The organism is Micromonospora tulbaghiae (assembly GCF_900091605.1).
GTDB classification, from domain to species: Bacteria; Actinomycetota; Actinomycetes; order Mycobacteriales; family Micromonosporaceae; genus Micromonospora; species Micromonospora tulbaghiae.
Map to the genome: position 1 here is coordinate 93,695 of NZ_FMCQ01000013.1, position 15,024 is coordinate 108,718.

The 15,024-nt window shown below is 71.5% G+C and carries 17 protein-coding genes; 5 read left to right on the top strand and 12 right to left on the bottom strand.

Annotated features, from left to right (window positions below):
* Positions 1 to 2: 2 nt before the first annotated feature.
* Complete coding sequence (locus tag GA0070562_RS28750) at positions 3 to 698, bottom strand: TIGR04222 domain-containing membrane protein (protein WP_091427839.1); 696 nt, start codon at positions 696 to 698, stop codon at positions 3 to 5.
* A gap of 45 nt (positions 699 to 743) precedes the next feature.
* On the bottom strand, positions 744 to 953 hold the full coding sequence (locus GA0070562_RS28755) for a hypothetical protein (RefSeq protein ID WP_091427840.1): 210 nt from the start codon (positions 951 to 953) through the stop codon (positions 744 to 746).
* A gap of 158 nt (positions 954 to 1,111) precedes the next feature.
* Here GA0070562_RS28755 and mraY point away from each other — a divergent pair, with 158 nt between their 5' ends.
* Positions 1,112 to 2,215, top strand: a complete 1,104-nt coding sequence (gene mraY, locus GA0070562_RS28760) for a phospho-N-acetylmuramoyl-pentapeptide-transferase (protein WP_091427842.1) — start codon at positions 1,112 to 1,114, stop codon at positions 2,213 to 2,215.
* Between the two features lie 25 nt (positions 2,216 to 2,240).
* Here the strand turns inward: mraY and GA0070562_RS28765 are convergent, their stop codons facing one another.
* Entirely contained in the window at positions 2,241 to 2,729 is a 489-nt protein-coding gene (locus GA0070562_RS28765) for a MarR family transcriptional regulator (protein ID WP_254663894.1), read from the bottom strand.
* Between the two features lie 8 nt (positions 2,730 to 2,737).
* Positions 2,738 to 3,985 (bottom strand): FAD-dependent oxidoreductase, encoded by a 1,248-nt coding sequence (locus tag GA0070562_RS28770; RefSeq protein ID WP_091427845.1) that lies wholly within the window; start codon positions 3,983 to 3,985, stop codon positions 2,738 to 2,740.
* Between the two features lie 99 nt (positions 3,986 to 4,084).
* Between GA0070562_RS28770 and GA0070562_RS28775 the strand changes: the two genes are divergently transcribed.
* From GA0070562_RS28775 to GA0070562_RS28790, 4 genes are all read left to right on the top strand, one after another.
* Positions 4,085 to 4,468 (top strand): PadR family transcriptional regulator, encoded by a 384-nt coding sequence (locus tag GA0070562_RS28775; RefSeq protein ID WP_091427846.1) that lies wholly within the window; start codon positions 4,085 to 4,087, stop codon positions 4,466 to 4,468.
* Positions 4,465 to 5,361, top strand: a complete 897-nt coding sequence (locus GA0070562_RS28780; protein WP_091427848.1) for a hypothetical protein — start codon at positions 4,465 to 4,467, stop codon at positions 5,359 to 5,361. The genes GA0070562_RS28775 and GA0070562_RS28780 overlap by 4 nt, the downstream gene beginning before the upstream one ends.
* A 286-nt stretch (positions 5,362 to 5,647) precedes the next feature.
* Positions 5,648 to 6,502, top strand: coding sequence for an aldo/keto reductase (locus tag GA0070562_RS28785; protein WP_091427962.1), 855 nt, complete (start codon positions 5,648 to 5,650; stop codon positions 6,500 to 6,502).
* 101 nt (positions 6,503 to 6,603) lie between these two features.
* Positions 6,604 to 7,818 carry an MFS transporter gene (locus GA0070562_RS28790; protein ID WP_254663895.1) on the top strand — a complete coding sequence of 405 codons (1,215 nt, stop codon included), beginning with the start codon at positions 6,604 to 6,606 and terminating at the stop codon, positions 7,816 to 7,818.
* A gap of 83 nt (positions 7,819 to 7,901) precedes the next feature.
* On the opposite strand, the gene GA0070562_RS28795 is transcribed toward GA0070562_RS28790, so the two are convergent.
* From GA0070562_RS28795 to GA0070562_RS28830, 8 genes are all read right to left on the bottom strand, one after another.
* Entirely contained in the window at positions 7,902 to 8,231 is a 330-nt protein-coding gene (locus GA0070562_RS28795; protein WP_091427849.1) for a cupin domain-containing protein, read from the bottom strand.
* A 142-nt stretch (positions 8,232 to 8,373) separates the two neighbouring features.
* Positions 8,374 to 9,084 carry a class I SAM-dependent methyltransferase gene (locus tag GA0070562_RS28800; protein ID WP_208577760.1) on the bottom strand — a complete coding sequence of 237 codons (711 nt, stop codon included), beginning with the start codon at positions 9,082 to 9,084 and terminating at the stop codon, positions 8,374 to 8,376.
* A gap of 141 nt (positions 9,085 to 9,225) precedes the next feature.
* Positions 9,226 to 10,215, bottom strand: a complete 990-nt coding sequence (locus GA0070562_RS28805; RefSeq protein ID WP_091427853.1) for an HIRAN domain-containing protein — start codon at positions 10,213 to 10,215, stop codon at positions 9,226 to 9,228.
* 196 nt (positions 10,216 to 10,411) lie between these two features.
* The gene (locus GA0070562_RS28810) at positions 10,412 to 11,188 is read right to left on the bottom strand and encodes an ABC transporter ATP-binding protein (RefSeq protein ID WP_091427854.1); all 777 of its coding nucleotides are present in this window, start codon (positions 11,186 to 11,188) and stop codon (positions 10,412 to 10,414) included.
* Entirely contained in the window at positions 11,185 to 12,204 is a 1,020-nt protein-coding gene (locus GA0070562_RS28815) for a FecCD family ABC transporter permease (RefSeq protein ID WP_175438910.1), read from the bottom strand. Before GA0070562_RS28815 ends, GA0070562_RS28810 begins: the two co-directional genes overlap by 4 nt.
* Complete coding sequence (locus GA0070562_RS28820; protein WP_244255095.1) at positions 12,201 to 13,190, bottom strand: FecCD family ABC transporter permease; 990 nt, start codon at positions 13,188 to 13,190, stop codon at positions 12,201 to 12,203. Before GA0070562_RS28820 ends, GA0070562_RS28815 begins: the two co-directional genes overlap by 4 nt.
* Positions 13,180 to 13,992, bottom strand: a complete 813-nt coding sequence (locus tag GA0070562_RS28825) for a siderophore-interacting protein (RefSeq protein WP_091427856.1) — start codon at positions 13,990 to 13,992, stop codon at positions 13,180 to 13,182. The genes GA0070562_RS28820 and GA0070562_RS28825 overlap by 11 nt, the downstream gene beginning before the upstream one ends.
* Positions 13,989 to 14,990 (bottom strand): ABC transporter substrate-binding protein, encoded by a 1,002-nt coding sequence (locus GA0070562_RS28830; RefSeq protein ID WP_091427859.1) that lies wholly within the window; start codon positions 14,988 to 14,990, stop codon positions 13,989 to 13,991. The genes GA0070562_RS28825 and GA0070562_RS28830 overlap by 4 nt, the downstream gene beginning before the upstream one ends.
* Positions 14,991 to 15,024 lie beyond the last annotated feature (34 nt).

Sequence of the window (15,024 nt, forward strand, 5' to 3'; positions counted from 1 at the left end):
GGTCAGTTCCAGAAGCTGCTGGTGTTCGCGCCCCACGGCGACGAATCGAGGCGGCTGTCGACCTGGTGTGAGTTCCGGCCGCCGTCGAGCAGGCCGGCGTCCCGGGTGAACCGCGGCATCAGCGCCTGCGCCGCGGGGGTGCCGAAGAGCGCCACCGCGAGGCCTACTTCAGCCGGTTCCAGATCGGGTCGTTCGAGGAGGTCGCCGTGTCGCTCGCGGGCGGCAGCCAGGGCCCGCGTTCCGGCGACTGTACGGAGGGGGAGCGACCACACGGCGATTCCCACGAGAACCACGACGGCCACCAGTCCCTCGGTCACACCGACCACTCCCGCTGCCACCAGCTTCACGAGCAACGCCGGAGGCAGCACCACCAGCAGAATCGGCAGCAGCGTCCGTCGGCCGGGCGTCCGCGCGAGACCTCGCCGGGCCAGGCTCCGCCGCCCGTCGCGGAGCGCTCGCTGTACGCGCTTCTGCCGGCCGAGTTCCCCGGGGCCGACGGATCCGTAGAGGGCGGCGTACAGTGCCCGCTCCAGCGGTTCGCACTCCGGTGGAAGCGACCCTGTCCGGCGGACCCGGCCGGCCCCTGCCGCCAGGACCCCGCGCGCGTTCAACATGGCCAGAGCAGCGACTATCGCTGCCCGGTCACCGCCCTGCAGCAAGCCGATCTCGGTGGCCGCAAGCACGTCCGCGTCACCCATGAGCTCAGGATCAGGGGTACGCGCAACCGCGTCCGCCGGTCGCGCCTATGTGCTCGGCGGGTTGCGGTGCCGATCTGCGAGGCCCGACGCGGCCTGACGCTGCGCATCGTGCCTGTGCTGGTCGGCGCCGGCCTGGCGGACCGCACCCGGGTCCTCGTCCGACGGGCGCCTCGTCCGGTCCCGCCGGGCGACGAAGACGACGAGCGCGAGCACCACCACCGCGGCCACCGCGAGCGACACCACCATCGTTCTCATGCCGTCGACGCTACGGCGTACGCGCCAGCCTCGGCGTGGTGACGGTCAGGGGGCTGCTCCGTCCGCCGCCGGATGGCAAGCTCACGTGTCGTGATCGACGACTTCGCGAAGAGCGGTGGGGACGCGGTACGAAATCCGGACCTCGTGGAGGTCCGCCGGTGAGGGCGGTCATCGTCGCGGCCGCTGTCGCGTTCGTCATCTCACTGTTCGGCACGCCGGTGGCGGTTCGCGTCTTCACCGCGCTGAAGGCCGGTCAGCCGATCCGGTCCATCGGGCTCGCCAGCAACGAGAACAAGGTGGGCACGCCCACGATGGGCGGCGTCGTCTTCATCGTGGCGACGGTCCTCGCGTACGTCGCCGGGCACCTCGCCCTGACCACCCTGCCCGAACGGCAGATCGCGCAGGAGGGGCCCACCATGACGGCCCTGGTGCTGCTCGGGTTGTTCGTCTTCTGCGGTGCGGTCGGCTTCTTCGACGACATCCTCAAGGTGCGCCGGCGCAACTCCGACGGGCTGTCGGCCAAGGGCAAGCTGCTCGGCCAGGCGCTGGTCGGCGGCGGGTTCGGCGTGGCCGCGCTGTACGTGCCCAGCACCAACGGCCAGACCGTAGCCAGCGAGCACATCTCGCTCATCCGCGACATCAGCTGGCTGGACGTCGGCAAGGTCGGCGCGGTCATGGTCTTCATCTTCGTGATCACGGCGATGTCGAACGGTGTGAACCTCACCGACGGCCTCGACGGCCTGGCCACCGGCGCGTCGATCCTGGTGCTCGGCGCGTACTCGCTGATCGGTTTCTGGCAGTACCGGCACTGGTGCGCCGACGACGGGTACGCGCGCGTGAACGAGTACTGCTACCAGGTCCGCGATCCCCTGGAGATCGCCATGATCGCGGCAGCCGCGGCCGGCGCCTGCGTGGGCTTCCTGTGGTGGAACACGTCTCCGGCGCGGATCTTCATGGGTGACGTGGGCGCGCTCGGGCTGGGCGGCCTGATCGGCGGGCTCGCGGTGGTGACCCGTACGACGCTGCTCTCGATCCTGATCGGCGGGCTCTTCGTCATCATCACCACGACCTGGGTGATCCAGATCGTCTCGTACCGGACCACCGGACGACGCGTCTTCCGGATGGTGCCGTTGCACCACCACTTCGAGCTGGCCGGGTGGAGCGAGTCCACAATCGTGGTCCGGTTCTGGATCGTGGCCGGCGTCTGCGTCGCGGCCGGCCTGGGCCTGTTCTACGCGGACTTCCTCGCGGCCGTGGGATGACGGCGGAGCGACAGGAGACGCCGGCTCAGGCGGGCCGCTGCCCGGTGCCGTCGCCGCGGAGGTGGTCCAGCTCGGCGAGGTACATCGCCTGCAGGCGGTCGTGGTGCCGGACCAGCAGCCTGACCTCCTCGGCGCTGTAGCCCTCGACGAGCCGTTCCGCCCGTTCGGCGAAACGCTCGTACGGTCGCTCCAGGTCGGCGATCCGCTCCGGCCGCATGGTGACGACGACCCGCCGCCGGTCCGCCGGGTCGCGTTCAGCCGTCACGTAACCCGCCTGCTGCAGCCGGCGGAGCATGCTGGTGACCGCACCGGTGGTGAGGTTGGTCCGCTCGGCGATCTGCCCCGCCGTGGCGGATCCGGCGTCCGCCAGGAAGTCCAGGCATTCCAGGTCGCTCACGGCGAGGCCGAGCCGTTCCGCGATGGCGTACCGCAGCACCGTGGACAGCCGCGACGTCTCCCGCCCGGCGCGCATGAGGTCGGCGATCGCGGAGGCACGGGCCGGATCGTGGGACATGCGGGCAATCATGCCTCCGGCACGGTGACCCGGTGCAGCCGAGGTAGCACGCGGGTCAGCACCCAGTGCGGTGCCGCGGCGCCTCCGGTGAGGCGGCGCATCAGCCTGGCGGCGTCGTCGACGGCGTGGAAGGCGTACGGCACCATCTCGTCCTGGTAGCCGGCGATCGCCTCCTCCACCGGTGTGCCGCTCGCCCGGGCCTCGACCAGCCGGTGGCCGAGCAGGGCGGCGTCGCGCAGCGCGGTGTTGCCGCCGTGCGCGCCGAACGGCGGCATGACGTGTACGGCGTCGCCCATCATCGTCGCCCGGGGCACCGCCCACCGGTGCGGCCGCCGGCCGGTGGCGAACAGGTTGAGCACGGTGGCGTCCAGTTCGGCCGTGTCGACCAGCCGCCGGACGAGCGGGTGGAAGTCGATGCTCATCCGGGCTGCCATGTGCCACAGCGCCCGCAGGTCACCGCGGACGGCGGTGGGCAGTTCGTCCCTCCGGAGCAGCAGCGCCCACATGACGTAGTCGTCGCCGGTGGGGGCGTAGCTGCCGGGTGCCAGGCGCGTGAACGCCTGCCGTGGGCTCTCGCCGAACCGCATGGAGGTGAAGAAGAAGGCACTGCCCGGCCGGTCGGCGATGGACAGGACTCCGCTGGTGCGCAGCGCGTCCGGGATGACGCTCGCGCCGTCGCGCCACAGCGGCGACCGGCCGTAGATGCCCGCCATCGGGGTGTCCGCCGGGTCGGCGTCCGGCATGAGCTGCGCGCGTAGCGCCGAACCCACGCCGTCGGCGCCCACCACGACTGTGGCCGCGGCGGCGCTGCCGTCGGAGAACCGCAGCCGCAGCCCGGCCGGGCCGCCGCTGTCCACGGCGACGGCGGCCTTGCCGTAGTGGATGCGGCCGTCCAGCCCGGACTGGAGGATCGACCGCAGCGTCAGCCGGTCCACCTGGCGGGTCTCGTGCGGATCGTCCTTGAACGTGATCGTGAAGGCGTCCCGCAGCCGCCGGTCGGTGAAGCGCAGGTGCCCGCCGGGCTCGTCGCCGGTGGCCAGCGCCAGGCGGTACAGCGGGCGCGGCAGGCTCTCGCGCAGCGCCGCCAGCCCGTACCGGTCGAGGATGATCCGGTAGCCCTGCCGCCGGACGAAGGGGCCGGGGTCCCGCTCGTAGACGTGCACGTCGATGCCGGCGCGCGTCAGGTACTGAGCCAGGCAGAGGCCGGAGAGTCCGGCGCCGGCGATCGCCACGGAGAAGTCGGTCGATGTACTCATCCAATTACCTTAACCATTAAGATAATTTGGGCAAGGGCGCGCGGAGCACTGTGCAGGGTCACTCTGGTTAGATACTCAAGTTGGTTGTATATTCAGCTCATGGGATCTGCTCCGCGTCCCGCGCTACGGGAACCGTCGTACTTCGTCCTCGCCGCCCTGCTCGGTGGGCCGCTCCACGGTTACGCCGTGATCAAGCGGGTGACCGAGCTGTCCGACGGGCGGGTGACCCTCGCCGCCGGATCGCTGTACTCGGTGATCGACCGGCTGCTCGGCGAGGGACTCGTCACCGCCGACGGGGAGGAGATCGTCAACGGGCGTGCCCGTCGCTACTACCGGCTCACCGACGAGGGCTGTCGCGTACTCACCGAGGAGGCCGACCGGCTCGCCCAGGCCGCGCGGGTGGTCATGGACCGCCTGCCACGCCGGCTCACGTCGCAGGCAAGTGCCCGTCAACCTTCTACCGCGAGGATCAGACCAGCATGAGTTCCGATGTTCTGGAGAAGCGCTACCGGATGCTGCTGCGGGCCTACCCGGCCGGCTACCGCCGCGAACGCGCCGACGAGCTGATCGACACGTTGATCGGCGACGAACCGACCAACCGTCGCTGGCCCAGCCTCCGAGAGGCGGCCTCGCTCATCCGGGGCGCCCTACGGGTACACGGTGGCGGCGCCGCGCCCCGGCCCGTCGCCGTGCTGTTCTGGCAGGGCATCCACCTCGGCGCCCTGGCGGCGCTGGCGCTGGGTGTGCTCATCGGCCTGAACGACATCGTCGAGGCGTTCCAGTACGGCGGACTCTCGGACCCCCTGACCGTCCTGCGCAATCAGGGCGTCCACGAGATCGTGCTGAGCGCGGCGCTGGTGGCGCTCGTCGCGGGCCGTACCCGCACCGCCGCCGTCCTGGCGGTGGCAGCGGCGGTGGTGCCGACCGTGATCTCCCCGTACCTGTTCCTCAACGGCCTGCCGCAGTGGTGGGCGCCGGTCGTCGCCGCGCCCTTGATCGTGCTGGGCCTGCGGCGTCCGGCGGACGTGCCGCCGGCACCCCGGGCGAACGCCGTTCTGGTCACCGCAGGCATCCTCGCCCTGCATCTGATCCCCGCGGGCGGCCTCCGCATGGTCGACGCGGCCCCGCGGATCGTCGCCGCCGTCATGGTGCTCGCCGGGGTGGCCGCCTTCCTGTGGGTGGCGACGGCCGACCAGCGACTGCTGATCGCAGTCGTCCCCACCCTCCTGCTGGGCACGCTGCACCAACTGGACAACGCCGGGTTGACGGAAGAACTGCTGCGCCGGCCCGACGCCCTGCCGTCCCTGGTCGTGGCGGTCCTCATGGCGGTCGTCGCGGTCGTCTCGACCCGGCTGCGGCAGCGCACCCGCGCCTGACCAGTAGGCGCGATCGCCGTACCTCCGATGAAGGTGGAACGAGCGAGTAGCCGGCAGTCCTGGGCGGTCACCGTGCGGCTCCTGGCGGGTGCACGGTGACCGCCCAGGGCCGTCAGCCGCAACTGGTCGCCTGCGGTCCGCACTACGGCAAGGTCGAGGCCGTTGCCCATGGGAAACCACCGTCGTTCACTGTAAACAAGTTAACAGTGATCCCCGCGGATCGGTATCGGGCGGATGACCGGCTGTGCAGGTCATCGGGGATGGCTAGTTTCGCCCAGTGCCCAACATGATTACTGCGGCGTCCGCAGGTACCTGGACGCTCGGCGACCTGACTGTCAACCGGATCGGATTCGGCGCGATGCGCCTGACCGGCAACAATGGTGCGGCGAGCGACCGCGAACGCGTCATCGGCGTGCTGCGCCGGGCGGTCGAACTCGGGGTCAACCACATCGACACGGCGGCGTTCTACTTCTCGCCGCTGCGTTCGGCCAACGAGATCATCAACGCGGCGCTCTCGCCGTACGCCGACGAACTGGTCATCACCACGAAGGTCGGGCCGGGCCGCGACCCCTCCGGAGAGTGGCTGCCGCTGGCCCGGCCCGACCAACTGCGCGGACAGGTCGAGGAGAACCTGCGCCAGCTCGGCCGTGACCACCTGGACGTCGTCAACCTGCGCCAGAACGGGCTGGAGTCGGTCGCGGAGCACTTCGGCGCGCTGGCCGACCTGCGCGATGCCGGCCTCATCCGCCATCTCGGCCTGTCGAACATCCGCCCGCAGCACCTCGCGCAGGCACAGGCGATCGCCCCGGTGGTCTGCGTGCAGAACCCGTACGGCGTCGACACCCGGCGCATGCACGACCAGCTCGTGCGCACCTGCGGGGAGCAGGGTGTCGCCTTCGTGCCGTTCTTCGCGATCGCCGGCGACGGACGGGAGGCCGGTGGCGTGGCCACCAACGAGGCGGTGGCGGCCATCGCCCGCGCCCACGGGGCGACGCCCGCGCAGGTGCGGATCGCGTGGACCCTCAGCCGCGGGCCGCACATGCTGGCCATCCCCGGCACGGGCAACCCCGACCATCTGGTCGAGAACCTGGCCGCCGGAGCGCTGCGCCTGTCCCCCGAGGAACTGGCCGGCCTCGGCTAGCGGCGCCCTGCCACGAGTCCACGACGCTCGACGGAAGGCCTCACCCCTTGCGGGCAGCGATCAGGTCCCTCTCCGCTCCTCCACCGCGCAGCTCGTGGCTCGTGGCCAGAGGACTCGTCCCCGAACGCGGCCCTCGCCGCGTCCTGGCCGTCGCGACCTTCGTCAACATGGTCGGGATCGGCGTCTTCATGACCAGCGCCGTGCTCTTCTTCACCCGCTCGGTCGGGCTTCCCCTCGCGCAGGTGGCCCTGGGCATGGGCGCCGCGGCACTCGTCGGGATGCTCGCCGGGATCCCGACGGGGCATCTCGCCGATCGACGGGGCCCGCGCGAGATCTACCTGCTGACCCTGGTCGTTCGAGCCGCCACCACGGCCGCCCTCGTCTTCGTCCACACGTTCTGGCCGTTCGTCGTCCTGGTCTGCCTCAACCAGCTCGCCCAATCAGCAGGCGGGGCGTCACGCGGCCCGCTGGTGCGCGGCTTCGGCGGCACGAACCTGGCCGGGTTCCGCGCCTACCTCCGTTCGGTCGCCAACCTCGCCGGAGCCTGCGGGGCCCTCGTCGCCGGCGCCGCTGTGCAACTGGACACCCGCGCCGCCTACCTGACCCTGATCGTCGGCAACGCCGTCAGCTTCGTGGCGTGCGCCGCCGTCATCACCCGGCTGCCCTCACTGCCGCCCGTCGCGGTACCCCACATGACCGGACGCTGGGTCGCACTGAGGGACAAGCCGTACCTGGCGTTCACCGTGCTCGACGCCGTGATGGGCATTCAGGGCCAGGTACTGGTCTTCGCGCTGCCGGTGTGGATCATCTCGCGTACCGACGCGCCGCGCTGGTTCGTCGGGGCGGCCGTACTCGTCAACACCGCCCTCGTGGCGGCGCTCCAGGTCAGGGCGAGCCGGGGGATCGACACCGGCCCGGCCGCCGGCCGGGCCATGCGTCGCTCCGGGTCGGCGTTCCTGGTCGGGATGGCCCTGATCGCCGCCACGTCGACGATGCCCGGATGGCTCGCCGTGACGGTGATGACGCTGGGAGTCGCCGCACACACGGTGGGCGAGCTGTGGCACACGGCCGGCTCGCTCGAGGTGCAGTTCCGGCTCGCACCCTCGCACGCGCAAGGCCAGTACACGGGAGTCGCCGGGCTCGGCACAGGGCTGGCCAACGTCGCCGCCCCTTCCGTCCTGGGCCTGCTCTGCATCGTGTGGGGCGCCCCCGGCTGGCTGCTGATGGGTGCCGTCTTCGTCGCGGTCGGCCTGGTCGCCCCGGCTGTCGTCCGATGGGGCGAACGGACTCGTCCGGACCTGGCGGAAGCCGTCTAGCTCGGCGGCCTCGTCGCATCGTCACGGTCCGTCCCGCGCCACCGACCGCCGCCGGTCCGCAGCGGGCCGGGGGTACGGGGCGGTCAGCGCTTGGCGACGGTGAGCAGCACAGCGGAGTCTTCGAGCGCCTCCAGCGTGTGCCGACGGTCGGGCACGATCAGCAGATCGCCGGGCGCGCCGTCCCAGGAGGTCTCGCCGGCGCCGAGCCGGACCCGGCCGTGCAGGACGTGGACCGTGGCCTCACCCGGGTTCTCGTGCTCGCCGAGCATCTGGCCGGCGGTCAGCGCGATCACCGTCTGTCGGAGTCTGTGCTCGTGACCGCCGTAGACGGTGGAGCTGCTGCGGCCGTTGGAGGAGGCGTGCGCGAGCTTCAGCTGCTCGCGGGCCAGTGCGGTCAGGGATGACTTCTGCATGGGGTGTCCCGTCCTCTCGTCGTACCGGTTCTCCCGAGCCGCCCGGCCCGCTCGGATCGACTTTGGCATACCGGAGCGGCCCACCGGTCTACACGGTCGGGCCGGACCGTGCCACGGCGAGTAGGCCATGAACCGGACAGCGCTACGCGACGACGGCTGATGCCAGCAATGCGGCGGTGGGAAGTGCGAGGAGTCCGTCGTCGCCTCGATAAGCTGCTGTCAGCTTGTCGTACGTCTCCCGAATGCGAACGATCATCTCCGGCGGCTGGCTCTCCATCAGCATCCCCAGGGCTCCGATGCCGTTGGCCGGACCGCTCCACCAGTCCTCGGGATCGGTGCGATGCACCCAGGTGATGGTGTCGCATTGCACGCCGCCGAGTCCCACATCGGCCAGCAGGGTCGTCAGGCCCTCCGCGGTCCGCGGGAAGTCCCTAGCCGGGTCGACCTTGTGCATCACGACCGGACGTCTACCGCCCGCGGCATCGAAGATCTGTCCCCAGAGCTGCTGAAGTGGTGGCAGCGGGTAGGGCCAGATCGTCACGGCGATGCGGCTACCCGGCCGCACTACCCGTCGAAGCTCTCGGAGCGCGGCGGCCGGGTGTCCGACGTGGTTCATCACGAAGTTCGCCACCGCCGCGTCGAAGCACCGATCCGGGAACGGCAGGTCGGGCAGGGCTCCCTGGTGCACCGCCCCGGCCTCAGCAAGCCGTCGGCGCGCAAGGTCCACCATGCTGGGCTCGGCATCAACCGCTGTGACAAGTGCATCGCGGCCGCACGCCAGCGCCGCGACAGTTCCCGGTCCGGTTCCGACATCGAGCACCCTGCTGCCGGCTTCGACGCCGGCGGCGTCCAAGAGAGCGCCTGCGGTGAAGGCGCAGAGCGGGGCGAAGCTCCGTTCGTACGCCGCTGATCGTCCTGCCCACCGGGACCGCTCGTGGTCATCGAAAGTCGTCGCCGTCGCCAACGTCCCCCCTGAAGATTGCAGCGTCTGGAGCTAGCCGTGCCGGACCCAGAATTGCCATCCCTCGGGTGCTGGGGGCCAAGACGGGTCCGGACGCCAGCCCTGCGGTGGCACCCAACCGGGCGGGGGCGAAGGCCACGTTGGTGGCGTGACGAACCGCCACTGCGGAGCAGGTGTGGCCGGTTGTGCGGGTGTCGTCACGGTTTCGGCTGCCGCCTTCACTCCGTTGGCCGTCGGAGGCGATTCCAGCCAGGCGTTCGAGAGTTCGCTTGCCTTGCACATGTTGACAGCGACGTCGGCCTTGACCCTGTTCCCTTTCAGCACTGCTCGGGCGGCGACTATCAGCCCCATGCCTCGAAGGTGCGTAAGCACCGGCAGCGTCTCGGTCGACATGACGGGGCTGAGGGTCCCCGCCACCTCGCCGTTGATCCTGACCTCGACGAGGGTTCGGGTGGAGCGGGCTCGCTGGACTTCGACCTCGTGGAGGGTGACGTAGACCCATGACTCACCCGCCGGGCTCACCAGCGAGGCGAGGTGAGCCATGTGCTTCTCCTCGCCGGTGACCTGGACGAACCGGCCGGTGGGGAGAACCGTGTGCAGCTCCAGCGGAGGCATGTTCGTCGGCACGATCATGTGGGGCTCGGCGAGATCGATTCTGACCGAGCAGACGAACCTGCTGCGGCGAGGGTTGTCCCAGTCCGGCCGCTCCATGCCCCACACGTCGGCTTGGACCTGAGGTGTCCAACCCTGATCGATCAGCTGCGTGAGGACCGGTGCGTACCGGGCTGCATCCCCCTTCGGGAGGTAGCCGACGCAGTTGCCGGAGCAGACGACCTTGACGGCGTTGGGGTCGTACTTGTTGGTCGGCTCGGGTATGAGGTGGGCCCGGGTGGTGATCTCGGTGCCGTCCGGGTCGAAGGATCGCCCGAAGAGCGCCCGGATCTCCTTGCTGTAGTTGGATTCTCCTGCCACCTCTTGACCGCGCCACCCACGCTGGCCCCACAAGTCAAACGGTCTGATCACCGTGGCACGCTATCGCGGATGCTCTCCGCAACCGTCATCCGTTTGGCTCAGCTCTTTGTCGGCTGGCTGACGCGCTGCCGGGCCTGTAGCGGCTGTCTGATCGGAGCTGTCTGGCGACGGTCCCGAGGACGAGGGCGGAACCTGCAAGTGAGGTGCCCTGAATCGAGAGCAGGCGGGCACAACTGTTCCCGTACCACTACACGGTCGGCACCACCATCGGGGTGCCGGTGACCGGGTTCGGCATCACCACGCTGGGCAGACCGAAGACCTCCCGCATGAGGTCGGCGTCCACCACGTCGGCCGGCGGCCCCTGCGCGACGACCCGGCCGGCCTTCATCGCCACGATGTGATCGGCGAACCGGCACGCCTGGTTGATGTCGTGCAGCACCGCGACGACCGTGCGTCCCTCGTCGCGCAGCCGCGCGAACAGTGCCAGCAGCTCGTACTGGTGCGTGATGTCCAGGAACGTGGTGGGCTCGTCCAGCAGCAGGTACGGCGTCTCCTGCGCCAGCACCATGGCGATCCAGACGCGTTGCCGCTGGCCGCCGGAGAGTTCCTCGACGGGCCGCTCGGCCAGGTCGGTGACGCCGGCAACCGCCATGGCCGACCGGACGGCCTCCTCGTCGGCGGCGGTGCCGGTGCCGAGCAGGGACTGGTGCGGGTAGCGGCCCCGGGCGACGAGCCGCCGGACGACGATGTTCTCCGGCGCGACGAGGCCCTGCGGCAGGAAACCGACCTGGCGGGCGAACGGCTTCGGCCGATGCTCGGCGACGTCCCGGCCGTCCAGGCGTACCGCGCCCGACGCCGGCGTGAGCAGCCGGACCATGGCCTTCAGCAGCGTCGACTTCCCGCATGCGTTGGGTCCGACGATCGCCGTGAACGCGCCGTCCGGCACGGCCAGGCTGACTCCCGTCGACACCACCCGCTCGCCGTAGCCGAGCGTGACGTCCTCCGCGATCAGACGACTGGTCACCGCCGTTTCACCTCCATGCCGAGCAGCCAGATCAGATAGCAACCGCCGATCGCCGTGGTGACCACCCCGACCGGCAGGGCGACCGGCGCGAGCAGCATCTGCGCGACGAGGTCGGCGGCCAGCAGCAGCACCGCGCCGGTCAGCGCCGCCGGCACCAGTGGGACACCCGCGGCCCGCGCGAGCCGCCGGCCGATCTGGGGCGCGGCGAGCGCGATGAACACGACCGGCCCGGCCACCGCTGTCACCGTCGCGGTGCAGCCCACCCCGGCCAGGACCAGCAGCAGGCGGAGCCGGCCCAGGCGTACGCCTGTGGTGCGCGCGATCTCGTCGCCCAGCGCCGCCTGGTGCATGGCGTGCGAGACCACGACGAGCAGCAGGACGAACAGACCGATGACGACGAACGGGAGCCGCACCTCGGCCCAGTCGACGCCGTTGAGCGAGCCGGCGTTCCACCCGGTCGCGGCGAGCGCCACGTCGATCTCGGCCCGCAGCACGATCCAGGAGTTCAGCGCGGTCAGCATCGCGTTGACGGCGATGCCGATGACCACCAGCCGGACGCCGCTGAGCCCGGAGTCCAGCGACAGCAGGTAGATGAGGGCGGCGGCGAGCAGCCCGCCCGCCACCGACCCGGCCGCGAGCTGCCCGGCGGTGCCGTTCAGCAGTGTGATCGCCACCAGCGCCCCGGTGTACGCGCCCGCGTCGAGCCCGATCACGTCGGGGCTGCCCAGCGCGTTGCGGGTCAGGTTCTGGAAGACCGCCCCGGCCAGTCCGAGCGAGGCCCCGAAGATCAGGGCCGCGACCACCCGGGGGAGCCGCCACTCCCGGATCACGAATCCCGCGTCGCCGCCCCGGAACAGGGCGTCGAACACCTCGGCCGGTGTCGCCCACTGCGGCCCGTGGCTCAGGGCCAGCAGGGCGAGCGCCGCCGCTGCCGTGACGAGCCCGGCCGAGACGACAGCCGTGCGCCGTTCGATCTGGACCAGGAACCGTCCCGTCCGCAGCGTCACAGTGCTCACAGCGCCGCCGCCCCGTAGCGGCGGACGGCCCAGATCAGCACCGGAGCGCCCAGGAACGCCGTGACGATCGACACCGGGACCTCGCCGGTGGGCAGCAGGACCCGCGAGCCGACATCCGCGAGGAGCAGCAGGATCGGGCCGAGCAGCACCGAGTACGCCATGATCCACGGAATCGAGTCGACTGCGAGCCGTCGCGCCAGGTGCGGCACCATCAGCCCGACGAACGCGATCGGGCCGGCCACCGCGGTGGCGACACCGGTGAGCACCGTGACGAGCACCAGGACGGTGATCCGGGTCCGGGTCACGTGAGCGCCGATCGCGTGGGCCACGTCCTCGCCGAGGGCGAGCGCGTTCAACGGCCGGGTCGCGGCCATCGCGGCGACCAGGGCGACCACAGTCACCAGCACGGGCAGCACCAGCGGCGTCCGCTCGGCGCCGGCCAGCGCCCCGACCGACCAGAACCGGTACCTGTCGAAGACGTCGGGGAAGCCCAGTCGCAGGCCGAGTGAGACGCCCATCAGCACCCAGCTCAGCGCGACACCGGCCAGGACCAGCCGCAGCGGCGAGGTCCGTCCGACCGCGTAGACGGCGACAGCGGCGAGCGCGGATCCGGCCACCGCGAGCACGAGCTGGCCCGCTTGCGACCCGGCGACGCCAACCAGCACGCCCAGGTTGATCGCGAAGCCGGCCCCGGCGGTCACGCCGAGGATGCCGGGCTCCGCCAGCGGGTTGCGGGTCAGCGTCTGGATCAACACCCCGGCCGCGCCGAGGGCGGCGCCGACGCAGACGCCGAGGATCGTCCGGGGCAGCCGGATGTCGCGTACGACGAGGTGGTCGGTCGTGGCCGCGAAGTCGGTGAGCGCCCGCCACACCTCGACCGGCGCGACCGGCCGCGCGCCCACGGCCATGCTCGCGCCCGCCGCGACGACCAGCAGCGCGACGGACACGAGCAGGAACGCCACCCGCCGGGACAGGTCAGTCTTCAAGCCCGGCGACTCCGCGCTTCCAGTACCCGGTGATCAGCGAGTCGAGGCGGCCGGCGCTCCAGGCACGCAGCGGCTTGATGTCGCCGGCCTCGCCGGCGGCGAAGAGGAACGTCCGCCCGGCCGGCAGCCGCAGCGACGTCACCTGCCGCGCGAGCGTGGACCCGGTGGCCCCGCGTACCAGCCACGCCACCGCCACCCCGTCGCGCGCGGCCAGCGGATAGTCCCGCTCGGCCGGGTCGTCGACCTCGGCGACCACGTGCGCCGACACGTCGGCCGGCGACTCCTCCAGCCAGCGTGCCACGGCCGGCAGGGCGGTGGCGTCGACGGCGAAGACGTAGTGGTCGTAGCTGTGCGGGAACGCCTTCGCCCCGGGCGGGCCGGCGATCGTCACCTCGTCGCCCACCGCCGCCGCCTCCGCCCACGCCGACGCGACGCCGCCTTCGTGCAGCACGAAGTCCAGGTCGATCTCGCCGGCGGCGGGATCGTGGCGGCGCACCGTGTACTTGCGGGTGGTCGGCAGCGGGCGCGGCCAGTCGAGCATGCCCCGCCCGTCCGGGACGGGGTCGCGGCGGGTGCCGTCCGGGTCGGGGAAGACGAGCTTGACGTGGTCGTCCGCCTGGTAGGTGTGGAAGCCGGCGAGGGCCGGGCCGCCGAGGGTCAGCCGCAGCATGCGCGGGGTCAGCCGCCGCCGGGCGACGACCCGGACCCGGCGTACCCCGATCGGGTAGCCGATCCGGACCGTCCCACTGCCTGCGCGGTGGTGGGCGGCGACCCGGCCCCCCGGGTCGTGGCGATCGATCATCGGTTCAGCAGCGGCGCGAATGCCTTGTCGATCGAGTCGAGCGTCCTGAGGGCCGACTCGTACGTGGCCGCCTCCGTGTACTGCAGCCCGAACACCCGGCCCGCCTGGACCGCCGGCAGGTTCTTCCACAGCGCGGAGTCGAGCACCTGCTGCACCGCCTCGGCGGGCGTGCCGTCGGGCTGGAGCGTGTACGTGATCGCGTCGGCCTCGCCGAGGCTCTTCGGCAGCTCCTCAATCGCCGGGTACTCGGTGACGTCGAGCCCGCCGCCGCCCTTCTCCTTGACCTCGCCGTAGTAGGTCACGCCCGCGTCCTGGGCGATGTTGGTGCCCCACGACCCGGCGAACTCGCGGTGGAAGGTGCCCTTGGCGATCTCGCCGTAGCTGCCCACGTGCCCGAACCTCAGGCCCGCGAGGGCGGTGCCGTACTTGTCCTTCAGCTCCGCGGCCTTCTTGTCGTACGCCTGCTTGGCCGCCTCGAAGTTCGCCCCGCGACCGGCGGCGTCGGACTGCCGGCGGGACAGCTCGCGCCACGCGGCGGGCGTGGTGGGGCCGATCGCGACGACCGGCGCGATGCTCTCCAGCCGCTTCATGTCGAGGCTGCCGAGGGCCGGCTTCGGCACCCCGATCACGATGAGGTCCGGCTTCGCCGCGGCGACGGCCTCGTAGTTGGTCTCGGCGGCGGCCTCGCCGGCGACCTTCGGCAGCCGCTCGTAGGTGGCCCGGTCCTCCTCGGTCATCAGCGCCAGGCCGCGCTTCCAACTGGAGATCCCCACCAGGGCGGCGTCCGCCTCGATCAGGACCGGCACCGCGTAGCCGGTGGCGACGACGCGCTTGGGGTCGGCCGGGATCGTGATCTCACCGTTGTCGGCGGCGAAGACGCGGGTCGCGGCGTCGCCGGACTCGGCGGCGGAGTCGCCGCCGTCGGAGCCGCAACCGGTGACCACGGCGAGCGTCACCGCGGCGGCGGCGATCACGCGCCAGTGCTGTCGTACGGACATGTGCCAGTTCCTTCGGGGTCTCAACACAGAGGTG